18 protein-coding genes are annotated in these 20178 nt (G+C 64.1%); 15 read left to right on the top strand and 3 right to left on the bottom strand.

Annotated elements, in window-relative coordinates:
- Positions 1-144 precede the first annotated feature (144 nt).
- Positions 145-1026: an alpha/beta hydrolase family protein gene (locus HK353_RS16525; protein WP_173157943.1), complete on the bottom strand. Its 882-nt coding sequence runs from the start codon at positions 1024-1026 to the stop codon at positions 145-147.
- Positions 1027-1213: 187 nt separating this feature from the next.
- On the opposite strand from HK353_RS16525, the gene HK353_RS16520 reads away from it, so the two are divergent.
- Both HK353_RS16520 and HK353_RS16515 read left to right on the top strand, forming a co-directional pair.
- A complete protein-coding gene (locus HK353_RS16520; RefSeq protein ID WP_217278555.1) occupies positions 1214-2593 on the top strand; it encodes an MFS transporter in 1380 nt (459 codons plus the stop codon).
- Between the two features lie 214 nt (positions 2594-2807).
- The gene (locus HK353_RS16515; RefSeq protein WP_173157941.1) at positions 2808-3596 is read left to right on the top strand and encodes a transcriptional regulator; all 789 of its coding nucleotides are present in this window, start codon (positions 2808-2810) and stop codon (positions 3594-3596) included.
- A 196-nt stretch (positions 3597-3792) separates the two neighbouring features.
- On the opposite strand, the gene purB is transcribed toward HK353_RS16515, so the two are convergent.
- Entirely contained in the window at positions 3793-5226 is a 1434-nt protein-coding gene (purB, locus tag HK353_RS16510) for an adenylosuccinate lyase (RefSeq protein WP_173157939.1), read from the bottom strand.
- 252 nt (positions 5227-5478) lie between these two features.
- Between purB and HK353_RS16505 the strand changes: the two genes are divergently transcribed.
- From HK353_RS16505 to HK353_RS16480, 6 genes are all read left to right on the top strand, one after another.
- Entirely contained in the window at positions 5479-5724 is a 246-nt protein-coding gene (locus HK353_RS16505) for a hypothetical protein (protein WP_139909343.1), read from the top strand.
- Complete coding sequence (locus tag HK353_RS16500; RefSeq protein ID WP_173157937.1) at positions 5721-6473, top strand: hypothetical protein; 753 nt, start codon at positions 5721-5723, stop codon at positions 6471-6473. Before HK353_RS16505 ends, HK353_RS16500 begins: the two co-directional genes overlap by 4 nt.
- A gap of 130 nt (positions 6474-6603) precedes the next feature.
- Positions 6604-8121 carry a hypothetical protein gene (locus HK353_RS16495; RefSeq protein ID WP_173157935.1) on the top strand — a complete coding sequence of 506 codons (1518 nt, stop codon included), beginning with the start codon at positions 6604-6606 and terminating at the stop codon, positions 8119-8121.
- A gap of 465 nt (positions 8122-8586) precedes the next feature.
- Complete coding sequence (gene pdhA / locus HK353_RS16490) at positions 8587-9741, top strand: pyruvate dehydrogenase (acetyl-transferring) E1 component subunit alpha (protein ID WP_173157933.1); 1155 nt, start codon at positions 8587-8589, stop codon at positions 9739-9741.
- Positions 9741-10718, top strand: coding sequence for an alpha-ketoacid dehydrogenase subunit beta (locus HK353_RS16485; protein ID WP_139467455.1), 978 nt, complete (start codon positions 9741-9743; stop codon positions 10716-10718). The genes pdhA and HK353_RS16485 overlap by 1 nt, the downstream gene beginning before the upstream one ends.
- A gap of 18 nt (positions 10719-10736) precedes the next feature.
- The gene (locus tag HK353_RS16480; RefSeq protein WP_173157931.1) at positions 10737-12170 is read left to right on the top strand and encodes a dihydrolipoamide acetyltransferase family protein; all 1434 of its coding nucleotides are present in this window, start codon (positions 10737-10739) and stop codon (positions 12168-12170) included.
- Between the two features lie 244 nt (positions 12171-12414).
- Here the strand turns inward: HK353_RS16480 and HK353_RS16475 are convergent, their stop codons facing one another.
- Positions 12415-13371 (bottom strand): protein kinase, encoded by a 957-nt coding sequence (locus tag HK353_RS16475; protein WP_173157929.1) that lies wholly within the window; start codon positions 13369-13371, stop codon positions 12415-12417.
- Between the two features lie 564 nt (positions 13372-13935).
- On the opposite strand from HK353_RS16475, the gene rpmB reads away from it, so the two are divergent.
- From rpmB to HK353_RS16440, 7 genes are all read left to right on the top strand, one after another.
- Positions 13936-14172, top strand: a complete 237-nt coding sequence (rpmB, locus tag HK353_RS16470; RefSeq protein WP_025779147.1) for a 50S ribosomal protein L28 — start codon at positions 13936-13938, stop codon at positions 14170-14172.
- Complete coding sequence (rpmG, locus tag HK353_RS16465; protein WP_039211931.1) at positions 14172-14339, top strand: 50S ribosomal protein L33; 168 nt, start codon at positions 14172-14174, stop codon at positions 14337-14339. Before rpmB ends, rpmG begins: the two co-directional genes overlap by 1 nt.
- Before the next feature lie 6 nt (positions 14340-14345).
- A complete protein-coding gene (gene rpsN / locus HK353_RS16460; RefSeq protein WP_169253553.1) occupies positions 14346-14651 on the top strand; it encodes a 30S ribosomal protein S14 in 306 nt (101 codons plus the stop codon).
- Positions 14652-14720: 69 nt separating this feature from the next.
- A complete protein-coding gene (locus tag HK353_RS16455) occupies positions 14721-15008 on the top strand; it encodes an HU family DNA-binding protein (RefSeq protein ID WP_025779153.1) in 288 nt (95 codons plus the stop codon).
- Positions 15009-15245: 237 nt separating this feature from the next.
- Positions 15246-17303, top strand: a complete 2058-nt coding sequence (locus HK353_RS16450) for a cytochrome c oxidase assembly protein (RefSeq protein ID WP_173157927.1) — start codon at positions 15246-15248, stop codon at positions 17301-17303.
- Positions 17304-17702: 399 nt separating this feature from the next.
- Positions 17703-19058 (top strand): MFS transporter, encoded by a 1356-nt coding sequence (locus HK353_RS16445; RefSeq protein ID WP_217278553.1) that lies wholly within the window; start codon positions 17703-17705, stop codon positions 19056-19058.
- A 193-nt stretch (positions 19059-19251) separates the two neighbouring features.
- Positions 19252-19998 (top strand): 3-hydroxybutyrate dehydrogenase, encoded by a 747-nt coding sequence (locus tag HK353_RS16440; protein ID WP_173157925.1) that lies wholly within the window; start codon positions 19252-19254, stop codon positions 19996-19998.
- The last annotated feature ends 180 nt before the right edge of the window (positions 19999-20178 follow it).

Below are 20178 nucleotides of genomic sequence, written 5' to 3'. Positions count from 1 at the left end.
ACCGGCGGCCTCGTAAGGTTCTGGAGTACGCGACTCCTGCTGAGGTGCTCGCCGGCATCGTGATGGAAAACGTAGGATAAACGCACCACGGTGTTGCACTAGAACCCTGAGCCCGCCGCGCGGAGAATCTCCGGTAGTGACCTATTATTCGGCTGCTCGCGCGTCGAGCCAGTCGAGGATCTCCGGCCAGGCCGCCTCGGCGGTGGACCGGCGCATCAGGCCGTGATGTCCGATGTTCTTCACTCCGAGCTCCTCCGGGGCGAAGGTGCGACGAGTCACCGGGGACAGTCGCAGCCGGTCGGTGATCGCATCGATGAACGCAGTCGTCGCCCAAGGATCGTCTGAGGTGCCGATGGCGAGGACAGGTGTGCGCAGTCGGGAGGCTCGCGCCTCGGCATCGAAGCTCGGGTCATCGAAGAAGAAGTGGGGGCTCCGCAGCCATTTCGTCCACTCGTAGAGAGCGGCAGCGGGAATGTCTTCGCCGAGTCCCACCCGGCTGCCGGGCATGTACCCGAACACCTGAGTGATCGCTCTGCCGAAGACCCCGAGGCCGACTTCCACGCGGAAACGCTCGCTGCGGGGTGCGATTCGGCGTGCCGCCACCATCGCTGTGCCGACCGTCGCGATTCCGGACAGACGCTGACCGCCGTATCCCAGAAGCAGAGCGTGCCCGCCGACGCTGTGGCCCAACGCCGTATGGGGCAGATCAGGGAATCTCTCCTCCGCCCAGGCTCCCGCCGCCGCCACATCTTCGGAGATCCAGTCGCGCATGCGGATGTGCCGATGGGCGCGAGCTTCCGTTCGATCGCCGACGCCGCGGAAGCCGTAGGTGATCACGGCGAACCCGCTCGCGGCGGCCGCCTCGGCGAAGGAGTAGTAGAAGCGTTCCGGAGTCGCGGTCGCCGGGTGGATCGTCAGCACCGCACGGGGGTCGTCCGAGGGGAGAATGAGATGGCCTTCGAGTTCGCTGGATCCGTACCGGCTCGGCACCGGGATGCGTACGTCCTGCTTGAGAAGTGAGTCCATATCCCTCAGCGTAATCACCACGACGCCAGGATGCTACTAGTCGGTAATATAATTCTTGGCGTCGCCATCCGTGCGTATTCGGCACCCTCCCAACGGAACCCCGGCCCGTCCCCGCCGTATCCTCGGCAGGATTTCGCCGAAGTCCTTCGCGGGATCCCATGTCCGAGTGTGCTGGTACGCTCAGGGAATGACCGCGTCGGATCGGAACCATCCCGCATCACCCGCCCAGGCGACCAGCCGTGAGCGGGAGAGAGGCCGGCGCAGGTCGATGTTCGTCGCCGCATTCGGCACCGTCGTCGAATGGTACGACTTCTCGATCTTCTTCTATGTCGCCACGACCCTGACTAAGGAGTTCTTCGGCGATCAGACGGATTCTCTGTTGCTGACCCTCGGGGTCGGCGCGGCGGGATTCCTCTTCCGGCCCTTGGGGGCGATGGTCTTCGGCCACCTCGGTGATCGGATCGGACGGCGATCGACGCTCATCATCTCCGCGGTCCTCATGGCGATCTCCATGCTCGGGATCGCGGTGATCCCGAACTACGACACGATCGGCATCTGGGCAGGCGTCCTCATGGTCGCCCTGCGCTGCCTGTCCGGATTCTCCGTCGGCGCGGAATACACGGGAATCATGGTCTTCCTCATGGAATCGGCGGGACCGGGAAAGCGCGGATTGGCGGCCAGCTGGGCTGCGGCCAACAGCGAGGTCGGCGCACTCTTGGCGGTGGGGTCCGGTGCGCTGCTGGCGAATACGCTCAGCCCCGAGGCAATGGACTCCTGGGGTTGGCGGCTGCTGTTCGTCCTCGGTGCTGTGCTCGCCATCCTCATGGTTCCGCTGCGGTCGATGATGGAGGAGACCGAGACCTTCAAACGGCTGCAGCAGGCAGAGAAGGAGAAGAAGGGCACGAAGGACACTGCTCTCGAGCGCTCCCCGCTCATCACTGCGATCCTCGAACAGCCGCGGGCGATCCTCGTGGCCTTCCTCATCTCCTCGATCGGCTCGGTCAGCTACTTCCTCAACATCACCTATGTGCCCACGTACATCGAAGAGGTGGCGAAGGTCCCGAACTCCGGCTCCCTGGCCCTGGGCACGGTCGCGGCCGTCGTCGCCATCGTCGTCACCCCGTTCTTCGGCCTGGCCTCTGACCGGTTCGGGCGCAAACCCGCCCTGGCCGTTCTCATGGCTGTCTTCGTGTTCACGATCATTCCCGCATACGCTCTGCTGGGCGGCAGCTCCTCGAGTGGGGCGGTCTTCGGTGTTGCGTTCCTCGCAATTCCCGCCGCCGGGTGGAGCGCGGTGGCCGCCGCCATGGTGCCCGAGCAGTTCACCGGCACAAGCCGATTCTCCGGCATGGCGATCGGCTACAACGTCGCCACCGTGCTCTTCGGCGGTCTCTCGCCGCTCATCGCCACGGCACTCATGTCGTCGACGGGCATCACTCTCGCGCCGGCGATCTACGCCACCGTCGTCATCGTCGTCGCCGGAGTCCCGACCCTCATCCTCGCCCGCAGCATGGGAAAGAAGACCCTCGCCGAGGTGGACGCGGACAAGCACCTCGTCCCTGCTTGAGAGCGTGGCCGGGGAATTCGCGCGACCCGCTCAAAGCGGCACACCGACGCCTCGCGCAGTGAGACTCTTCGGGGGCTGCGACGGATCGGTGACAGGCGTTGCCGTCCTGCCACACTCTGCGCACATCTCGCAATCGATGAGCTCATAGGTTGGTTTCAGAACACGCATTCGGGCGAACGACTCCCGGGTGTGAGAGACCGATCAAGGAGTCATCATGAAACGCATGAAGCGTGCCACCTTCACCGCTGCGGCCCTGCTCAGCTGCACACTCGCCTTCTCGGGCTGCTCGCTCATCAGCCAGGCCGTCCAGCCCGAACAGGGCCAGAGCGGAGAACAGTCGAACGCCGACGCTCAGGATCAGGGCGACCAGAACGGTCAGGATCAGGGCGACCAGAACGGCCAGGAGTCGAACGCCGACCAGAACGGCCAGGATCAGACCGGACAGGACCAGACCGGTGGTCAGGACTCGAGTACCGACCAGTCGACCTCGGGCTCCCCGTCGTCTGGTGGGTCAACCGGTTCGGACTCGGGAGCGTCGTCCGGCGGCCAAGGGCAGGTCAGCATCGGCGAAAGCTTCGAGGATCCGGAGATGCAGGACAAGATCGAGGTGCTCTCTGCTGTGCGGAACTTCGAGTCGTCCAAGAGGGCATCGGCGATCGAACTCGGCGGCGAAGTCGTCCTCCTCGAAGTCAAGATCACCCCAGGGCAGAAATACAGCGGACTCATCCAGTCCGGAGCGTTCAAGATCTCCGAAGACGGCGGGGCGGACTACCGATACGACCAGACCGACGGCCTCGAAGCCGAAATGCGAGCTGCCGGCTACGAACCCTTCGAAGACGTCAGACGCCGAGACGGCGGAACCCACCAGGGCTGGCTCGCCTATGTTCCGAACGAGAAGCAGGATGCCTACACGATCCGCTACGAACGCGGACCCGGCAAGGTGCTGGGAACCGACGAGAAGGTCCCGGAGTTCACGACGTCCTTCGACATCCCCTCCGTCTGACTCCCGAAGCCGACTCGCGAGGGCGGCGGCCGCGAACCGTGAGTCATGTGCCTGCGAACCGCGAAGCCTGCGGCAGGTCGGCGTCGGCCGATCAGCAAGGTCTGCGGCTGGACGCCATCAGCCGACCAGGGAAATGCGCCTCGAGGCCTGTCTCCGCATTCGGAGACCGGCCTCGACGCGTTGTCAGGGTCTGAGATCAGCCTTCGCTGAAGGCCTGCCAGTCCGATACCTCGGACTCGGCGAGCTGAGCCGCGACACCGGTGTAGGTGGCGGGCGTGAGGGCCTTGAGCAGTTCGGCGCGCTCCTCGGGCAGCCCGAGACCGTCGACGAACGTCTGCAGATCAGCTTGGTTGATGCGCTTGCCGCGAGTGAGCTCCTTGAGCGTTTCGTACGGGTTGCCCATTCCCGGCACGCCCTGCAGTCCGGCGGCACGCATGACCGACTGGACTGCTTCACCGAGGACCTCCCAGTTGCCGTCGAGATCGGCGGCCAGAGCATCCTCGTTGATGGCAAGCGCACCGAGGCCCTTGACCAGGTTGTTGAGCGCGAGCACCGAGTGGCCGTAGGCGACGCCGATATTGCGCTGCGAGGTCGAGTCGGTGAGGTCGCGCTGCATCCGCGAGGTGATCAGCGTCGAGCCGAGGGAATCCAGCAGGGCGCACGAGAGTTCGAGGTTCGCTTCGGCGTTCTCGAAGCGGATCGGGTTGACCTTGTGCGGCATCGTCGACGAACCGGTCGCACCCGCGACGGGGATCTGCTTGAAGTAGTTCATCGAGATGTAGGTCCACATATCGGTGGCCAGGTTGTGTGCGATCCGGTTGAACCGAGCGATATCGGCGAACAGCTCGGAGTTCCAGTCGTGGGATTCGATCTGCGTGGTCAGCGAGTTGAAGCTCAGCCCGAGACGGTCTTCGACGAAGGTGCGGGCGACCTGCGGCCAATCCGCTCCCGGCACAGCGGCCAGATGGGCCGAATAGGTGCCCGTGGCACCGTTGATCTTGCCGAGGAACTCGGTGGCGGCGATGCGTTCGTACTGACGGCGCAGGCGGTGGATGAAGACCGCGAGCTCCTTGCCCATCGTCGTCGGAGTAGCCGGCTGCCCGTGGGTGTGGGCGAGCATCGGAACTTCGGCCAGTTCCGCGGCGGACTCGGCGAGAGCGTCGATGAGGGCCTTCGCTCGCGGCAGCCACACCTGTTCGGTGGCACCCTTGATGCCCAGCGCCCAGGACAGGTTGTTGATGTCTTCCGACGTGCAGCAGAAGTGGACGAGCTCGCTGAGGTCCTCGGCGCCGATCGTCACTAGGGCTTCTTTGATTGTGTATTCGACGGCCTTGACGTCATGGACGGTGACGGCTTCATGAGCGGCCAGCGTGGCGATGGTGTCGGCGTCGAAGTCGGCGGCGAAGGCACGCAGTCCGTCGACCTCATCGGGGGTGAGGGTGCGAACGCCCTCGATCACCGAGTTCTGTGCGAGATGGATGAACCATTCGATCTCAACGATGATGCGGTTGCGGTTGAGGGCCGCCTCGGAGAGATGATCGACGAGGTCAGCGGTGTCTTTGCGGTAGCGACCATCAAGCGGTCCGAGAGCGATGGCGGGCGAGATTTCGGCAAGGGAAACAGTCGGCATACTCTCATTTTCTCATGAGCGGCGAATCGGAGCGGCACCCGTCCGCGCCGATCGATCGCCAGGCGCTGGCGGGACCACGAGACTCGAGCATCGCCCCTTGTGGATTCGGTGGCGACTTCGACGCCTGTGGCCTGTGGACGCTCAAGGCTCTTCCCCAGCCTTGGAATCGAGGCTTCTCTGCTCGAGCCGCTGCCGCCTACGGTCGAGTGATTCGGGCACGGATGCCGAACAGGCAGGCGGGAGGACTGGGGCATGATCACTGACGAATTGGAGCGCAATCGCGAGCAGTGGAGACGGCGAGCGGAGGTGCTGCACTCCCTGGCGCAGAGCTGCCGTCAGATCGACGGATGGGATTCCCCGGCGGGAGCGCTGCTCGATGACCGGGTAGCCTCGTGCGCAGAATCGATCGACGAGTTGGGGGAGAGGGCGGAGAAGCTCGCCGAGGCGTATGACCTCCACCTGCAGGTCGTGTCGGTGGGCGGGCGGATCCAGCTGTGAACACTCACCCCGCCGAACGTGAGGGCGCCGGCATCGACAGTTGGATCGTCGTCGACCTCGACCGGATCAGCCGACTGCCCGAACGGCTGCGTCGTCTTTGGCCGCCCGATCTGCTCCCTCGCCGGGTCGACCGGGACTCCCGAGCCGCCTCGGCGGAGGAGGAAAGATCCAGTGCAACCGCAGGGACTGCGGCCGCAGGTTCGGGGACTGGCGCCGCAGGTTCGGGGACTGGCGCCGCACCCTCGGGACCGGGCGAGGGCAGTGGGGGCGCGAAACGGGACCTCGATGTGCTCACCGCATGGCTGCGCGGCTTCGCCTCCGAACTCAACCGGGTGCGCACGCGCATCAGCGTCGTCGTGTCATCGGGAGTCGAAACCGTCCACCTGGCACTGTGCCTGGGGCCGGGGATCGCGCATGCGATCCTCGCGTTGCAGGGAGAGGGACTCGAAGACTTCGCGCGGCACCAGCTGCTGCGCCGGATCGAGCCGGGACGGATCGGGCACGTCGTCGAGGATCTTACCGAGCTCGTCGACCAGGACTGTGTGCTCACGCTCAGCTGGGCGTCCGGACGGGGTGCGACTGGACTGGAATTCCTCCGCCGAGAGGGCGGGGCATGGTTCCGGCCGGTCATCGAGCGTGCCGGCGATTCCGTCACCGTCGACGATGACGTCGACGCCGGCGAATCAGCGGTGCGCAAGCTGCTGAGCGCCGTGCTGACGCGGACGCTGACGGCAGGAGCTCCGAGTTGACGGAGTCAGCGCTGACGGCGGCAGCGGCTGAGGGCCGGGAGTTCGCGGCCCCGTGGGCTTGTGGCGCCAGGGACCGGCAAGGAACGGGGCGTGAGGGCGGCAACTACCGGGGAATGAAAGGAGACCCGCGATGATCGACTCGACGACCCGCGGAGGCGGACGGATCACCGTCGACGAACGCGCCGACGGCAGCGGAGACGCACTGCAGACCGTCATCGCCGATATCGGCGATCTGTCCGTCGGCGCAACTGTCGGAGACTTCGACCTCGCGACCCTGCTCACCCAGGTCCCCGCTCCGGTGACGGCGCTCAATCTCGATGCCTGCCGGATCCGGTTCCACGCCCAGCTGACCGCCTCGGTGCTCGAACTCGAGGCCACACTGCTCGCCGTTCGAGCCGCTGCCTTCGCCTACCGGCAGGCGGAGAAGGGCATCAGCGAAGTCTTCGGCGGACTGCTCGACGCCCTCGGCTACGCGACCGGTCGCATCATCGCGCTCAGCCTGCCCGTCATCATTCCCGTCGCTCTCGTCGTCGGCGCCCAGGTCGTCGTGGTCACGAAGATCCTCGACGTCACCGGACTCGACGATGTCATCACCAAGCAGTTCGGCATCGACCTGGGCAAGACGAAGGCGAAAGCGAAGGAAGCGCTGATCACGTTCGCGTTCGAACAGTCCGACGTCACCGGGGCCGTCATCGAGCATGTGCTGCCGGGCTTCGTCGTCGGATTCTTCGGGCTGCCTCCCTTTATCCTCGACTCCGAAGGCGATCACGCGTTCTGGCCGCATGACTCGACGTCGATGACGATCTGGGTCCTGGCCGGTGCGAACGCGTTCGGACTGCTGCTGCCCTCCGACGTCGAGGTATGGAGGGCGAAGGGCCTGACTGCTCCGCACAAAGAACCGCCGCGTGACGTCGAAGACCTCTTCATCCGCGAAGCGAACTGCCACCGCGGAGCCGATTCCGGACAGGTTCGCATCGAGGAGGTCGTCGGACCCGATGGGACGACCCGCTATATCGTCTACGTCCCCGCCACCACCGACTGGTCTCCGAAGTCGGGTGACAATACGACAGACCTGACGACGAACGTGCAGGGCATGGCGGGCAATGACACCGTGATGCGCGAGATGGTGCGCCAGGCGATCGCCGATGCCGGGATCGGTCGCGGCGCCGAGGTCATGCTCGTCGGCTATTCGCAGGGAGGAATCACCGCAGGCTCTCTGGCCGCGGACCCAGCGTTTCTCGAAGATGTCAACGTCACTGCCCTGATGACGGTCGGTGCTCCGGTTTCAGATTTCGCCATCGATTCGGGAATCGACGTGCTTTCGATCGATCACGAACAGGACCTCGTCCCTGATCTCGACGGCAATGAGAACCCGGCGACGAAGAACTGGTCGACGATCACCGTCGATTACGATCCCGACGAACTGCGCAAGGTTCCCGAACTGGCAGACAAGACCGATGCCGAACTCGATGAGATGTTCGCCTCGGCCGGGGCGGCGCACTCCTCCGTCGCCTACGCGGCCTCGATCGGTCTGCTGCTGAAGGGAGGGAACCCCGCAATCGACCGCTTCACCTCGAAGAACTCAGGCTTCTTCACCGGAGACCTCGCGAAGACGCGCGATTACCAGGGCAAGCGCAAACGTCACTGAACTCGGTCGCGCGGAACGGCCCTCGACATCGAAACGATGGACACCTCGGTGCACCAACCGAGCTCATGGGACCTGCACTCGATCTCCCGAGGATGGGCCGCCTCGGCGAGCGATGGGATCGTGCGAATCCTGCACACGCCCTCCCGAAGAAGGGCCGCCTCGGTGCTCGGATGTGCATTGGTCGGACGATGGAGCATCTCTGCCGTGATCGACAATTGTCCACGGAACGCTTTGGAACTCGGCCACATGTGTCGAGCTCGGGCCATAGTCTGTTCCTGACCTGCACTTTTGATACTCGAACCGCACGGGGAGAGTGGCAAGCAGTGAGTGGATTCGGTATTGTGATACTACCTGTGAATCAGATCACTCGAGGGCGAGTTCTCACATCCGAGGGCCTGCCCGACGGACACGGTCCACCACTGGTCACCTCCGGTGGAGATGGACCTCGAACAAAGGAGAACTGAAATGACCTCCAACATTTCAGTGGGGACCGGCGCTGCCCACAGTCAGTCCTCGGAGCCCAGAATGATCCAGATGCTCACCGAAGACGGAAACCGCGTCGAATCCGGTGAGTACGATGCCTTCGCAGCAGAACTCACCGATGAGGATCTGCGCGGCTTCTACCGGGATATGGTCCTGGTCCGCCGCATCGACGCCGAAGGAGCTGCTCTGCAGCGTCAGGGACAGTTGGGCCTGTGGGCACCTCTGTTCGGACAGGAAGCAGCCCAGATCGGCATGGGACGGGCCGCTCGCCCCCAAGACTTCGTCTTCCCCACCTACCGCGAACACGGCCTCGCCTACACCCGCGGTGTCGAACCCGAGACCCTGCTCAGCATCTTCCGCGGTCAGAACCACGGCGGCTGGGATCCGCAGGAGCACCGGTTCCATTCCTACACCATCGTCATCGGCTCGCAGACCCTGCACGCCACCGGCTACGCCATGGGCATCTCCATGGACGGCGACGTCGGCACCGGCGACATCGAACGCGACACGGTCGCCATCGCCTGCTTCGGCGACGGCGCGACCTCGCAGGGCGATGTCTCCGAGGCGCTGACCTTCGCCGGAGCCTTCCACGCCCCGGTCCTGTTCTTCTGCCAGAACAACCAGTGGGCCATCTCCGAACCGACTCACGTCCAGACCGCAGCCCCGCTGTCGACTCGCGGCGAAGGATTCGGAGTCCCGGGCATCCGCGTCGACGGCAACGACATCATCGCGATGTACTCCGTCGCCCGTGCCAGCCTCGACTCCGTGCGCGCCGGTCATGGCCCGATGCTCATCGAAGCATTCACCTATCGTCGCGGCGCCCACACCACGGCCGATGATCCGACGAAGTACCGCGACAAAGCCGAAGAGGAGATCTGGGAGGACCGCGACCCGATCACCCGCCTCAAGGCCTACCTGGACAAGCACACGGAGACCAGCGACGAATTCTTCGCCGAGGTGGACGCCGAGGCCGACACCCTCGCCGCCCGCATCCGCCACAACTGCATGACCATGGAGAACCCCGACGCGGTCGAGATGTTCGCCCATGTCACCGCGGAACCCCACTCCCTCGTCGACGAGGAACGTGCCGAATTCCTGGCATACCAGGCCTCGTTCGCCGATGCGGGTGAGGCCTGATGGAGAAACTTCCCCTCTCGAAGGCGATCACCGCCGGAATGCGCAAGGCCATGGAGGACGACCCGAAGGTCGTCCTCATCGGTGAGGACATCGGCAAGCTCGGCGGCGTCTTCCGCGTCACCGAAGGTCTGCAGAAGGACTTCGGTCCGCAGCGTGTCATCGATGCGCCGCTGGCCGAGTCCGGCATCGTCGGCACCTCGATCGGCATGGCCATCCGCGGCTACCGTCCCGTCATCGAGATCCAGTTCGACGCGTTCATCTTCCCGGCCTACGACCAGATCGTCACCCAGGTGGCGAAGCTGTACAACCGCACCCTGGGCAAAGAGAACATCCCGTTGGTCATCCGCGTGCCCTACGGGGGCGGCATCGGCTCGCCCGAGCACCACTCGGAGAGCCCCGAGACCGTGTTCGCCCACCACGCGGGACTGCGGCTCATCTCCCCGTCGAACGCTCATGACGCGTACTGGATGATCCAGGACGCCATCAAGAGCGAGGACCCGGTGATGTTCTTCGAACCCAAGCGTCGCTATTGGATGCGCGGGGACGTCGACACGTCGGCCCGAGGCGAGCTGGGCATGCACGACGCCCGCGTCGTGTCCGAAGGCACCGACGTCACCCTCGTCGCCTACGGGCCGCTGGTGCCGACCGCGCAGGACGTGGTCACCGCGGCCGCCGAGGAAGGCAAGAGCGTCGAACTCATCGACCTGCGCAGTCTCAACCCGATCGACTTCACTGCGATCGAGAAGTCCGTGACGAAGACCGGCCGTCTGGTCGTCGCCCATGAGGCTCCGACTTTCCTTGGGCTCGGTTCGGAGATCGCCGCGCGCATCACCGAACGCTGCTTCTTCAACCTCGAAGCCCCGGTCATCCGGGTCGGCGGCTACCACACCCCGTACCCCGGTTCGCGGATGGAAGAGCACTACCTGCCCGACCTAGATCGCATCTTCGATGGTGTCGATCGGGCCCTGTCCTACTGATTTCGAGGAGAGTCAAGAATGTCGATCGAATTTCCTCTTCCCGACGTCGGTGAGGGCCTGACCGAGGCCGACATCGTCGCGTGGAAGGTCGCCCCCGGCGACACTGTCACCGTCAACCAGATCCTCGTTGAGATCGAGACCGCGAAATCGCTCGTCGAGCTGCCCAGTCCGCAGGCCGGCACCGTCGGAGCGCTTCTTGTCGAGGAGGGCCAGACCATCGAGGTCGGCACCCCGATCATCCGGTTCGGCGGAGACGATTCCAACACCGAGGCGGCCCCCGCCTCCGCCGATGCGCCGGCTTCCGGTTCGGCTGAGCAGTCGGCCGATGCCTCCGGTGATGCCGACGGCGGGGCCACTCTCGTCGGTTATGGAGCGAAGGAGACGTCGTCGAAGCGGCGTCCGCGCAAGGGCGCTTCCGCCCCCGCTGGGGCCGCTCCCGCAGCGTCGGCTGCCCCGGCTGCGGAGGCGGCCGCGCCTGCACCGGCAGCAGCTCCGGCGGCTCAAGCACAGTCCGCTTCGGCACCTGCTCCGGCAACGCAGTCGCAGTCCGCATCGGCACCTGCCTCACCGAGCAAACCGCTGGCGAAGCCGCCCGTGCGGAAGCTCGCGAAAGATCTGGGCGTCGAACTCTCCCAATTGACACCGACCGGTCCCCGCGGGGACGTTACGCGCGACGATGTCCACGCCGCCGCCAACCAGACCGCCGCTCCCACGTCGGGTGCGACGGCACCGGCGGCCGCCTCGGCGAGTGATCTGGGAGCCCTCGAAGAGCGGATCCCGTTTAAAGGCGTGACGAAGATGATGGCCAAGGCCATGGTCGATTCGGCATCCACGATGCCGCACGTCACCGAGTTCCTCGATGTCGACGTCACCGAGACCATGGCGATGGTCCGCCGGCTGAAGTCGACGAAATTCCTGGGCGAGGACGTCAAGGTCTCGCCGCTGCTCATCGTCGCCAAGGCCGTGGCGTGGGCCGTGGGACGCAATCCGCGGATCAACTCGTGCCTCTCCGGCGACGAGATCGTCGTGAAGAAGTACGTCAACCTCGGCATCGCGGCCGCCACTCCGCGCGGACTGATCGTGCCGAACATCAAGAACGCGCAGGCCATGGGTCTGGGCGAACTGGCGCAGGGGATTCAGGATCTCACCGCTCTGGCGCGCTCGGGCAAGACGCCGCCGGCTGATCAGGCCGGGGGCACGATCACGATCACGAATGTCGGCGTCTTCGGAGTCGATGCCGGTACGCCGATCATCAATCCGGGTGAGGCCGCGATCCTCGCGTTCGGTCAGGTCCGGAAGAAGCCGTGGGTGGTGGGCGACGAGATCGTTCCGCGCGAGATCACCACGCTGTCGGTCAGCGCCGACCATCGTGTCGTCGACGGCGAGATCATCTCGAAGTTCCTCGCCGACGTCGGACGGGGCCTGGAGGATCCGACTCTGATGTTGGCCTGATTCTCGCCCTGGCGTCGGCTTCTGACCGGCTCTGGAGTTTTGAACGCCCCGATTTCGCACTGTGCGAGGCCGGGGCGTTCTGTTCTCTCAGGTGGTCGCGGCCCAGCCCAAGGCAGACAGCACCTGTTCAAATCTGGGCTATCTGACTCAGACGGGGCCGTGAGCGGATGGCAGGACGGTGACGATCGCCCTGCGCACGGGCGGAGCCGATCCTCGAATGTCAGGGCCGGCCCAACTGTCCGCCCTATTGATCCAGGTAGGCGCTGTTGTCTTTGGGGCTGCCGTCCTTGACGAGTCGTTTGGCAATGCAGTGGTTGCGGTCGAGACCCCACGAGCGGCACTGGTCTAGGGCCTGCTCCGGATCGCTGTATCCGGTGTCGACGACCGTGACCCAGTAGCTGCCCTCCTTGTACGAGGCCCAGTCGCCGCTGTGGATGAGGATTGCACCCGGATACTTGACCTTGTTGGCCTCGTACTCGTTGAGGATGTCCTGCGCTGACCAGGTCTTGCCGTCGGCTTTGAGGCCGACGTTCTTCGCGCTCACCTGAGTCACCCACTCACCTTCGAGGTCAGCGGCTTTTTCGGTGCCTGCCTTCGTATAGGCGTCGAGCTGGTCTTCCGGGCTCTTCGTCGGTTGGACAAGGTCATCTGAAGGGCTGGGTGACGGGCTCGCCGGCTCGCTGGATCCGACATCGACTGGAACGGTTCCAGAGGACGGCGCGAGCCACCGGATGCCGAAGAATCCCACCAAGGCCAGAACCATGAGGATGGCGATGATGACGACGGCGATCTTCAGGCCATTGCGCGAGGAAGAATCGTCTTGGACGGTGGGCGGAAACTGTGGGGGAGGAGGAGACTGGGTTCCGTTCTGTGCCGAGCCGCCGACGCCAATGTCGGCACCGACGCCCGGCCGCTGAGACTGCTGAAAAGTCACTTGCTGGTGGGAACCGGCAGAGTGGGCGTCATCGAAGGGTGAGCGTCCGGCGGGGGCGAAGACATTGCCGCTGCGAGCTTTCGAGATCGACTGTTCCCCCGTGTGCCGTTCGAGGTACTCGTAGTAGGTCGAGTTGTCGAAATCGGCAGACGAACGGTCCGCCTCATTCCCGTACGACGGGGTCTGACCAGCGGATTCACCTGAACCCTTGTGCCAGTCGTCGCTAGTCGCCGGACGAATGCGCGGCCTCTGTGGAACGTCGCTCATCAGTCCTCCTGAATGCCAGATGTGGTGGCAATCATCTACTTACCTTGGCACGAGTCGAGCAGTCGTTCAACAGGATCGCCGACAGGACGCGTTGCCGACGAAAGCCTACTGCGGAAATCACCGAGTTGGCTTGGCCTCAGCTGTGAAAGTCCCTCCGGGCATCGACGGAGGCGGCGCGAGCCCCTCCATGCGGATGATTTCAGTGACGAAGACCCCACGGCAGAAACCAGGATGAATTTGCCCTTCGACCCGCCATCTCAGTAGGATTGTTTCTTGTTGTGTCGTAGCGGCTTGGTCACCGATCGATCTGCTAGGACACACATGGTGCTCACCCACCGCTGCACTCCAGCTTCGGCCATCTCTCACAGGCTACGGCTTCAGCGCTGGTGAGACATCTCGCCCGAACGGGCAGACCTGTTTTGGCGTACACAATTTTCACGGTGACAGTCGAGAAAATTTGTTGATGTCTTCCGACATCGGCGCAAGCAAGCGGAGAGAGCGCGCAAGTGCAATCCCGCAGGGGCTTGTTTCGAGAGTCGGTAACTTGTGAACTGGAGGAGAGACATGGCAGCAACCTGCCAGGTAACCGGGGCAGTCCCCGGTTTCGGACACAACGTGTCCCACTCGAAGCGCCGCACGAAGCGCCGCTTCAACCCGAACATTCAGAAAAAGCGCTACTACGTTCCGTCGCTGCGCCGCAACGTCACGCTGACCCTGTCCGCTAAGGGCATCAAGGTCATCGACGCTCGCGGAATCGACGCTGTGGTCAACGAACTCATCGCCAAGGGAGTGAAGCTCTGATGGCTAAGGCACAGGATGTTCGTCCCATCATCAAGCTCAAGTCGACTGCCGGCACCGGGTTCACCTACGTGACCCGCAAGAACCGCCGCAACACCCCGGACCGCATCGTGCTCAAGAAGTACGATCCCGTAGTCCGCAAGCACGTCGATTTCCGAGAGGAGCGCTGAGCGCACATGGCTAAGAAGTCAAAGATCGCAAAAGACAAGCAGCGTCGCGTCATCGTTGAACGCTATGCAGAGCGCCGCGCGACTCTCAAGCGTCAGCTGACCCACCCCGATTCCACCGACGAGCAGCGCGAAGAGGCACGCCTCGCCCTGCAGAAGCTTCCCCGCGATGCTTCGCCGGTTCGCCTTCGCAACCGCGACCAGGTGGATGGTCGTCCGCGTGGCTACCTCCGGAAGTTCGGACTCTCGCGAGTTCGCTTCCGCGAAATGGCACACAACGGCGAGTTGCCCGGCGTTACTAAGTCGAGCTGGTAATCTCGAGGAAGTTCGTCATCGGAAAAACGGACCGGTGACCTACCGACTTGTCCTAAGGAGGACACTTTTATGGCTAAGAACCGCAGTGAGCTCGTTGCAGAAGTTGCCGAGAAGTCCGGCCTGACCCAGAAGCAGGTCTCGGACGTGCTCGATGGTGTCTTCGATGTCTTCTCCGACGTCGTGGCCAAGGGCGAAAAGCTCACCATCCCCGGCTGGCTCTCCGTTGAGCGCACCGAGCGTGCCGCTCGCAAGGGTCGCAACCCGCAGACCGGTGAAGAGATCCAGATCAAGGCCGGCTACTCCGTGAAGCTGTCCGCTGGTTCGAAGCTGAAGGGCGCCGCTGGCAGCCCGAACTGATCAACGCAGCAGCGTCGAATGGCCCGGATCGTGCGATCCGGGCCATTTGCCGTCTCTGAGCATCTTCAAGCGTCTCAGACTGCCTTCGAATATGAAAGATCGTCGTCCCGTACGACTGAACCCATCCTCGCCGAGGCGGCTCCCCGAGATCTCGACCACGAAGAGATCTCCCGGTTGGCAGTGCGCCGACGCCGAACGATATCCTTGGGTCATGTCAGAAGGGGCGGTCCGCGCGCAGTGAGTTCTACAGGAATCGAGCCGATCACACGGTTCGTGCAACGTGCCACGGTCCCCATCGTCGTCTTCCTCGGGGTGATCGCCGGTCTGGCCGCACTCTTCTTCACTGGAGCAGCCAACCCGACTCTTCTCAACGACCCCGGCTCTGTCGTCCGTTTCGGCCTTCCCGCAGCGAAGTTCGTCTTCAATATTGCGATGTCACTGACCGTCGGAGCACTCATGTTCGCCGTCCTCATCCTCCCGCGCACGGCAGGCGGTCGCGCACGCCGGCACAAGCCCACGGACGATGACGTGCCTCTCGACCCGCTGTGGACGAAGGCCATTCAGATCGCCGAATACTCCTCGGTCGTGTGGACGCTCTCTGCGGTCGCCGTGCTCGTCTTCTCATTCGTCGATACCGTGGGCGCCCAGGCCTATCTCGACTTCTCGAATCAACTCGGCGTGTTCGTCACTCAGATCGCCTACGGGCAGCTGTGGGTACTCATCGTCGTCCTCATCGCCGTCGCCTCGACCCTGTGCTTCGGCACTCGCTCCCATGTCGGCATCGCCGCCGCCGGGGTGCTCAGCGTCGCCGTGATCCTGCCCTTGGCCCTGATGGGCCACTCCGCAGAGGCCTCCGGGCATACTCAGGCCGTCAACAGCCTCGGCCTGCACATCCTCGGCGCGGTCCTCTGGCTCGGTGGGCTCTTCGTCATTGCGCTGCTGGGAACACGCCTGGCCGCTTCGAAGAACCTCAAGCCGATCGTCGAACGGTATTCGACGATCGCACTCATCTCCTTCGGTCTCATAGTCTTCTCCGGAGTCGTCAATTCGCTCCTGCGCGTGAAAGGCGTCGACGATCTGATGACCCCCTACGGGCAGGTCATCCTCGCGAAGGCGTTCGCGACCGTGCTGCTCGGTCTGATCGGATTCTGGCACCGTCAGTTCGTCATCTCGCGTTTGGGCTCTGCCGCTTCGGCGGCGGTGGAATTCTGGCGGCTCATCATCGTCGAATTCATCCTCTTCGGGGTCACGATGGGCATGGCTGTAGCTTTGGCCCGGTCGCAGCCGCCGGTGCCGCAGGAACCGGTGGGCGATCCCTCCCCGGCCGAGATCCTCACCGGTGATCCGCTGCCGCCGAAGCCGAACCTGTCCCGCTATTTCAGCCAATGGTCGATGGATCCGCTGTGGATCGCGATCGCTGTGGGCTTCTCGATCGCCTACGTCGTGGCGTTCATCAACCTCCGCCGCCGAGGCGACAAATGGCCGGTGCTGCGCCTCATCAGTTGGCTGGTGGGCATGGTCTTCCTCGTCTACGTCACCTCGGGCGGACCCCGGGTCTACGGCGAGGTGCAGTTCTCCGCGCACATGATCGAGCACATGCTCCTGGTCATGGTCGTGCCCCTGCCGCTCGTCCTCGGGGCACCGATCACGATGCTCATGCGCGGAACGAAGGCGCGCACGGACGGGTCCGCCGGCCTGCGCGAATGGGTGCTCTGGCTCGTCCATACTCCCTACCTGCGCTTCTTCGCGCACCCGATCGTGGCGAGTGTGAACTTCGCAGGCTCGCTGGTCGTCTTCTACTACTCGGGAATCATGTACTACGCGCTCGATACACATATCGGGCACGAACTGATGATCGCGCACTTCCTCGGCGCCGGATACCTGTTCGCCCAAGCCCTCATCGGCATCGATCCAGGGGTCAAGCGCCCTGTCTTCCCGATGCGGCTCGTGATGCTGCTGGTGACGATGGCCTTCCACGCCTTCTTCGGCATCTCGATCATGAGCTCGAACGTGCTCATCGCCGGTGACTGGTTCGGCAACGTCGGCGCAGGATGGGGTTATACGGCGATCGATGATCAGCAGCTCGGCGGCTCCATCGCGTGGGGCATCGGTGAGTTCCCGACCCTGTTCATCGCGATCATGGTCTGCGTCCAATGGGCGAAGTCCTCGGACCGGGAAGCCAAGCGCATCGACCGCAGCGAAGACCGCACCGACGACTCCGAGCTGCGCGCCTACAATGCGATGCTCGCCTCGATGGCCGAACGCGATGCGAAGGCGCCTCCGCGCCGGCGGTGAGGTGCGGGGTTGTGCTGGCTGCGCTGACTCCGGTGGTGCCTCGATGGCTGGCGTGATGATCAGACACGGGGGTGCTGGCCTGACGCGCAGGGACGATTCGCGCCGCAATGGGCCTTGCTCGCTCGCAGCAGTCACAGCTGACTGCTGCACATCGGCTGTGCGCGAATGTGCACCGGAAATTCTCGGATTATGGCCAGGTCGTTACCAAATATTCCGTAACGTGGCGCACACTGATCCTTGGATGAGAAATATCCAACCGCCCGAAACACTGCGCTGAAGCAGGGGTTCGCCGGCCGCGCCGATGCGGTCTGAGTGCCCCGGACTGTCAGCCGGTCGGCGCCGGAGCAAGCCGATTCGCGCATTCAACGGTGATGCGGATTGTGGAAACGAAGGAGTCCCATGAGTTCTCAGAACAACGCGGAGAGGAAGTCGATCCGCGCTCAGCTGCGAAGGGTCGTCGCTGCCTCGATGGCCGGAACAGTCGTCGAATGGTACGAGTTCTTCCTCTACGCCACCGCATCGACACTGGTGTTCCATGTGCTGTTCCCGCCGTCCGACGATCCGCTGACTCCGATCCTGGCCGGCTTCGCCACCTACGCGGTCGGATTCATCGCCCGTCCCCTCGGGGGTATCGTCTTCGGTCACTTCGGCGACAAGTTCGGACGCAAAAAGCTGCTGCAGCTTTCGATCGTCCTCGTCGGCGTCTCCACCTTCCTCATGGGCTGTTTGCCGACCTACGCCGCCATCGGTGTGTTGGCTCCGATTCTTCTGGTGTTGCTGCGTGTCGCTCAGGGCTTTGCGGTCGGCGGCGAATGGGGCGGTGCCGTCCTGCTCGTGGCGGAACACGCACCGAACAAGGAGCGCGGTTTCTGGTCGTCGTTCCCTCAGTCCGGCGTTCCCCTGGGCAATCTGCTGGCCACCGGTGTGCTCCTGGCGCTCAATGCTGGTCTCAGCGAAGCCGCTTTCGAGTCGTGGGGCTGGCGAGTCGCGTTCTGGCTTTCGGCCGTCATCGTCATCATCGGATACTACATCCGTACTCGTGTTTCCGATGCGCCGATCTTCGACGAGGTTCAGTCCGAGGAGATCGAAGAAGGCGTCGACTACGGCATCAAGGCCGTATTCAAGCGCTACCCGCGTGAGGTCTTCGCCGCGATGGGTCTGCGCTTCGTCGAGAACATCCACTACTACCTCGTGGTGACCTTCTCGATCACTTACCTGTCGACTCAGGTGAAGATCGAATCCGCTGAGATCCTCGGCCTGTTGCTCGGGGCCCACGCAATCCACGCAGTCCTCGTTCCGCTCGTCGGTGCCGCCACCGACAAGGTCGGTCGCAGGCTGCCCTACGGCGTGGGCATCATCCTGACCGCGACTTGGGGCTTCTTCGCCTTCCCGATGTACGACACGGCCAATGCCGGCATGATCTTCCTCGCCCTCCTCATCGGTCTGATCTTCCACGCACTGATGTATGCGGGGCAGCCTGCGATCATGGCGGAGATGTTCCCGACCCGCATGCGCAACTCGGGCGTCTCGACCGGCTACCAGGTCACGGCCATCGTAGCCGGTTCCTTTGCGCCGTTCATCGCAACCGCTCTGCTCAAAGAATTCGGCTCGTCGGTTCCGATCGCGCTCTATCTGTTGGCTGCCGCGATCGTCTCGTTCATCGCTCTCATGTTCACCCGCGAGACGAAGGGCATCGACCTGCGCTCGCTCGACCACGCAGACAAGGTGCGCCGCGGAGTCGCCTCGGCCAATTGAGGCCGAATGGTGACGAGGTGAGGGGCGGTGTCGGTGAGTATCGGCACCGCCCCTTTTCCTGGCACCGAGCTCGCCTGTCGGACTGCGACATGCTCTCGGCAGCCGCCTCGGCGCCCACCCCGAGGAGTCCTCGGCCTCCGCAGGGTGGAAGATGGATACGCACCACAGACTCGAACCACGAAAGGCACATCTCATGGGAGACCTCACCGGCAAACGCGCCCTCGTCACCGGCGGAGCATCTGGGCTCGGAAAAGCGATCGCTCAGTCGTTCGCGCAGGCCGGGGCATCTGTCACCGTCGCCGATGTCGACGCTGACTCGGCACGGGCCGTTGCCGAGGAGATCGGCGGCGAATCTTGGGCAGTCAACCTGGCCGACACCTCGGCGCTGGACGGCACCGAGCTTGATGTCGACATCCTCGTCAACAATGCCGGCATCCAACGGATCCACCCGATCACGGAGTTTCCGCTCGAGGACTGGCGGCTGATCAATACGCTCATGCTCGAAGCGCCGTTCGTGCTCACTAAGGCGGTGCTGCCGAAGATGTACGAACGGGGTTGGGGACGCATCATCAACCTCTCCTCCATCCACGGTCTGCGCGCCTCGGCGAACAAATCCGCGTACGTTGCGGCCAAGCACGGTCTCATGGGACTGACGAAGACGACTGCGCTGGAGGCAGGCCCGCACGGAGTGACGTGCAATGCGATCAACCCCGGCTACGTGCTCACGCCACTGGTCAAGGGACAGATCGCCGATCAGGCGAAGACTCACGGCATCAGCGAGGACGAGGTCCTCGGGCAGGTCTTCCTCGGCCATTCCGCAGTGCCCAAGCTCGCCGAACCCGAGGACGTCGCGGCGATCGCGACCTTCCTGGCCGGGGACCATGCCGCAGTCATCAACGGCAGCGCGCACAGCATCGACGGCGGCTGGGTGGCCGCCTGAACTGTCCCGCATCTCGCTCCCCTCCCAGTACTACCTGACGGCGGCCCAGCAACCTCGCGTGGAGTGGTCCCCAATAGTTGGACTGCTGTGAGGTCAGCATAGAGCGGTTACGGCCTCTGTGGCATTGGCGGTCTTGGTCCGATACTCCATCGGGGCAAGACCGCCAAGTCGTGTCGAGAT

The organism is Brevibacterium permense, from assembly GCF_013280495.1.
Taxonomy (GTDB): Bacteria; Actinomycetota; Actinomycetes; order Actinomycetales; family Brevibacteriaceae; genus Brevibacterium; species Brevibacterium permense.
Note: the sequence above shows the minus strand (reverse complement) of the source record. Positions and strands in the feature narration are given on the sequence as shown.

Excerpts from the sequence above, each read along its gene's own strand:
- HK353_RS16525 (WP_173157943.1), bottom strand. The coding sequence starts at position 1,026 with ATGGACTCACTTCTCAAGCAGGACGTACGCATCCCGGTGCCGAGCCGG.
- HK353_RS16520 (WP_217278555.1), top strand. The coding sequence starts at position 1,214 with ATGACCGCGTCGGATCGGAACCATCCCGCATCACCCGCCCAGGCGACC.
- HK353_RS16515 (WP_173157941.1), top strand. The coding sequence starts at position 2,808 with ATGAAACGCATGAAGCGTGCCACCTTCACCGCTGCGGCCCTGCTCAGC.
- purB (WP_173157939.1), bottom strand. The coding sequence starts at position 5,226 with ATGCCGACTGTTTCCCTTGCCGAAATCTCGCCCGCCATCGCTCTCGGA.
- HK353_RS16505 (WP_139909343.1), top strand. The coding sequence starts at position 5,479 with ATGATCACTGACGAATTGGAGCGCAATCGCGAGCAGTGGAGACGGCGA.
- HK353_RS16495 (WP_173157935.1), top strand. The coding sequence starts at position 6,604 with ATGATCGACTCGACGACCCGCGGAGGCGGACGGATCACCGTCGACGAA.
- pdhA (WP_173157933.1), top strand. The coding sequence starts at position 8,587 with ATGACCTCCAACATTTCAGTGGGGACCGGCGCTGCCCACAGTCAGTCC.
- HK353_RS16485 (WP_139467455.1), top strand. The coding sequence starts at position 9,741 with ATGGAGAAACTTCCCCTCTCGAAGGCGATCACCGCCGGAATGCGCAAG.
- HK353_RS16480 (WP_173157931.1), top strand. The coding sequence starts at position 10,737 with ATGTCGATCGAATTTCCTCTTCCCGACGTCGGTGAGGGCCTGACCGAG.
- HK353_RS16475 (WP_173157929.1), bottom strand. The coding sequence starts at position 13,371 with ATGAGCGACGTTCCACAGAGGCCGCGCATTCGTCCGGCGACTAGCGAC.
- rpmB (WP_025779147.1), top strand. The coding sequence starts at position 13,936 with ATGGCAGCAACCTGCCAGGTAACCGGGGCAGTCCCCGGTTTCGGACAC.
- rpmG (WP_039211931.1), top strand. The coding sequence starts at position 14,172 with ATGGCTAAGGCACAGGATGTTCGTCCCATCATCAAGCTCAAGTCGACT.
- rpsN (WP_169253553.1), top strand. The coding sequence starts at position 14,346 with ATGGCTAAGAAGTCAAAGATCGCAAAAGACAAGCAGCGTCGCGTCATC.
- HK353_RS16455 (WP_025779153.1), top strand. The coding sequence starts at position 14,721 with ATGGCTAAGAACCGCAGTGAGCTCGTTGCAGAAGTTGCCGAGAAGTCC.
- HK353_RS16445 (WP_217278553.1), top strand. The coding sequence starts at position 17,703 with ATGAGTTCTCAGAACAACGCGGAGAGGAAGTCGATCCGCGCTCAGCTG.
- HK353_RS16440 (WP_173157925.1), top strand. The coding sequence starts at position 19,252 with ATGGGAGACCTCACCGGCAAACGCGCCCTCGTCACCGGCGGAGCATCT.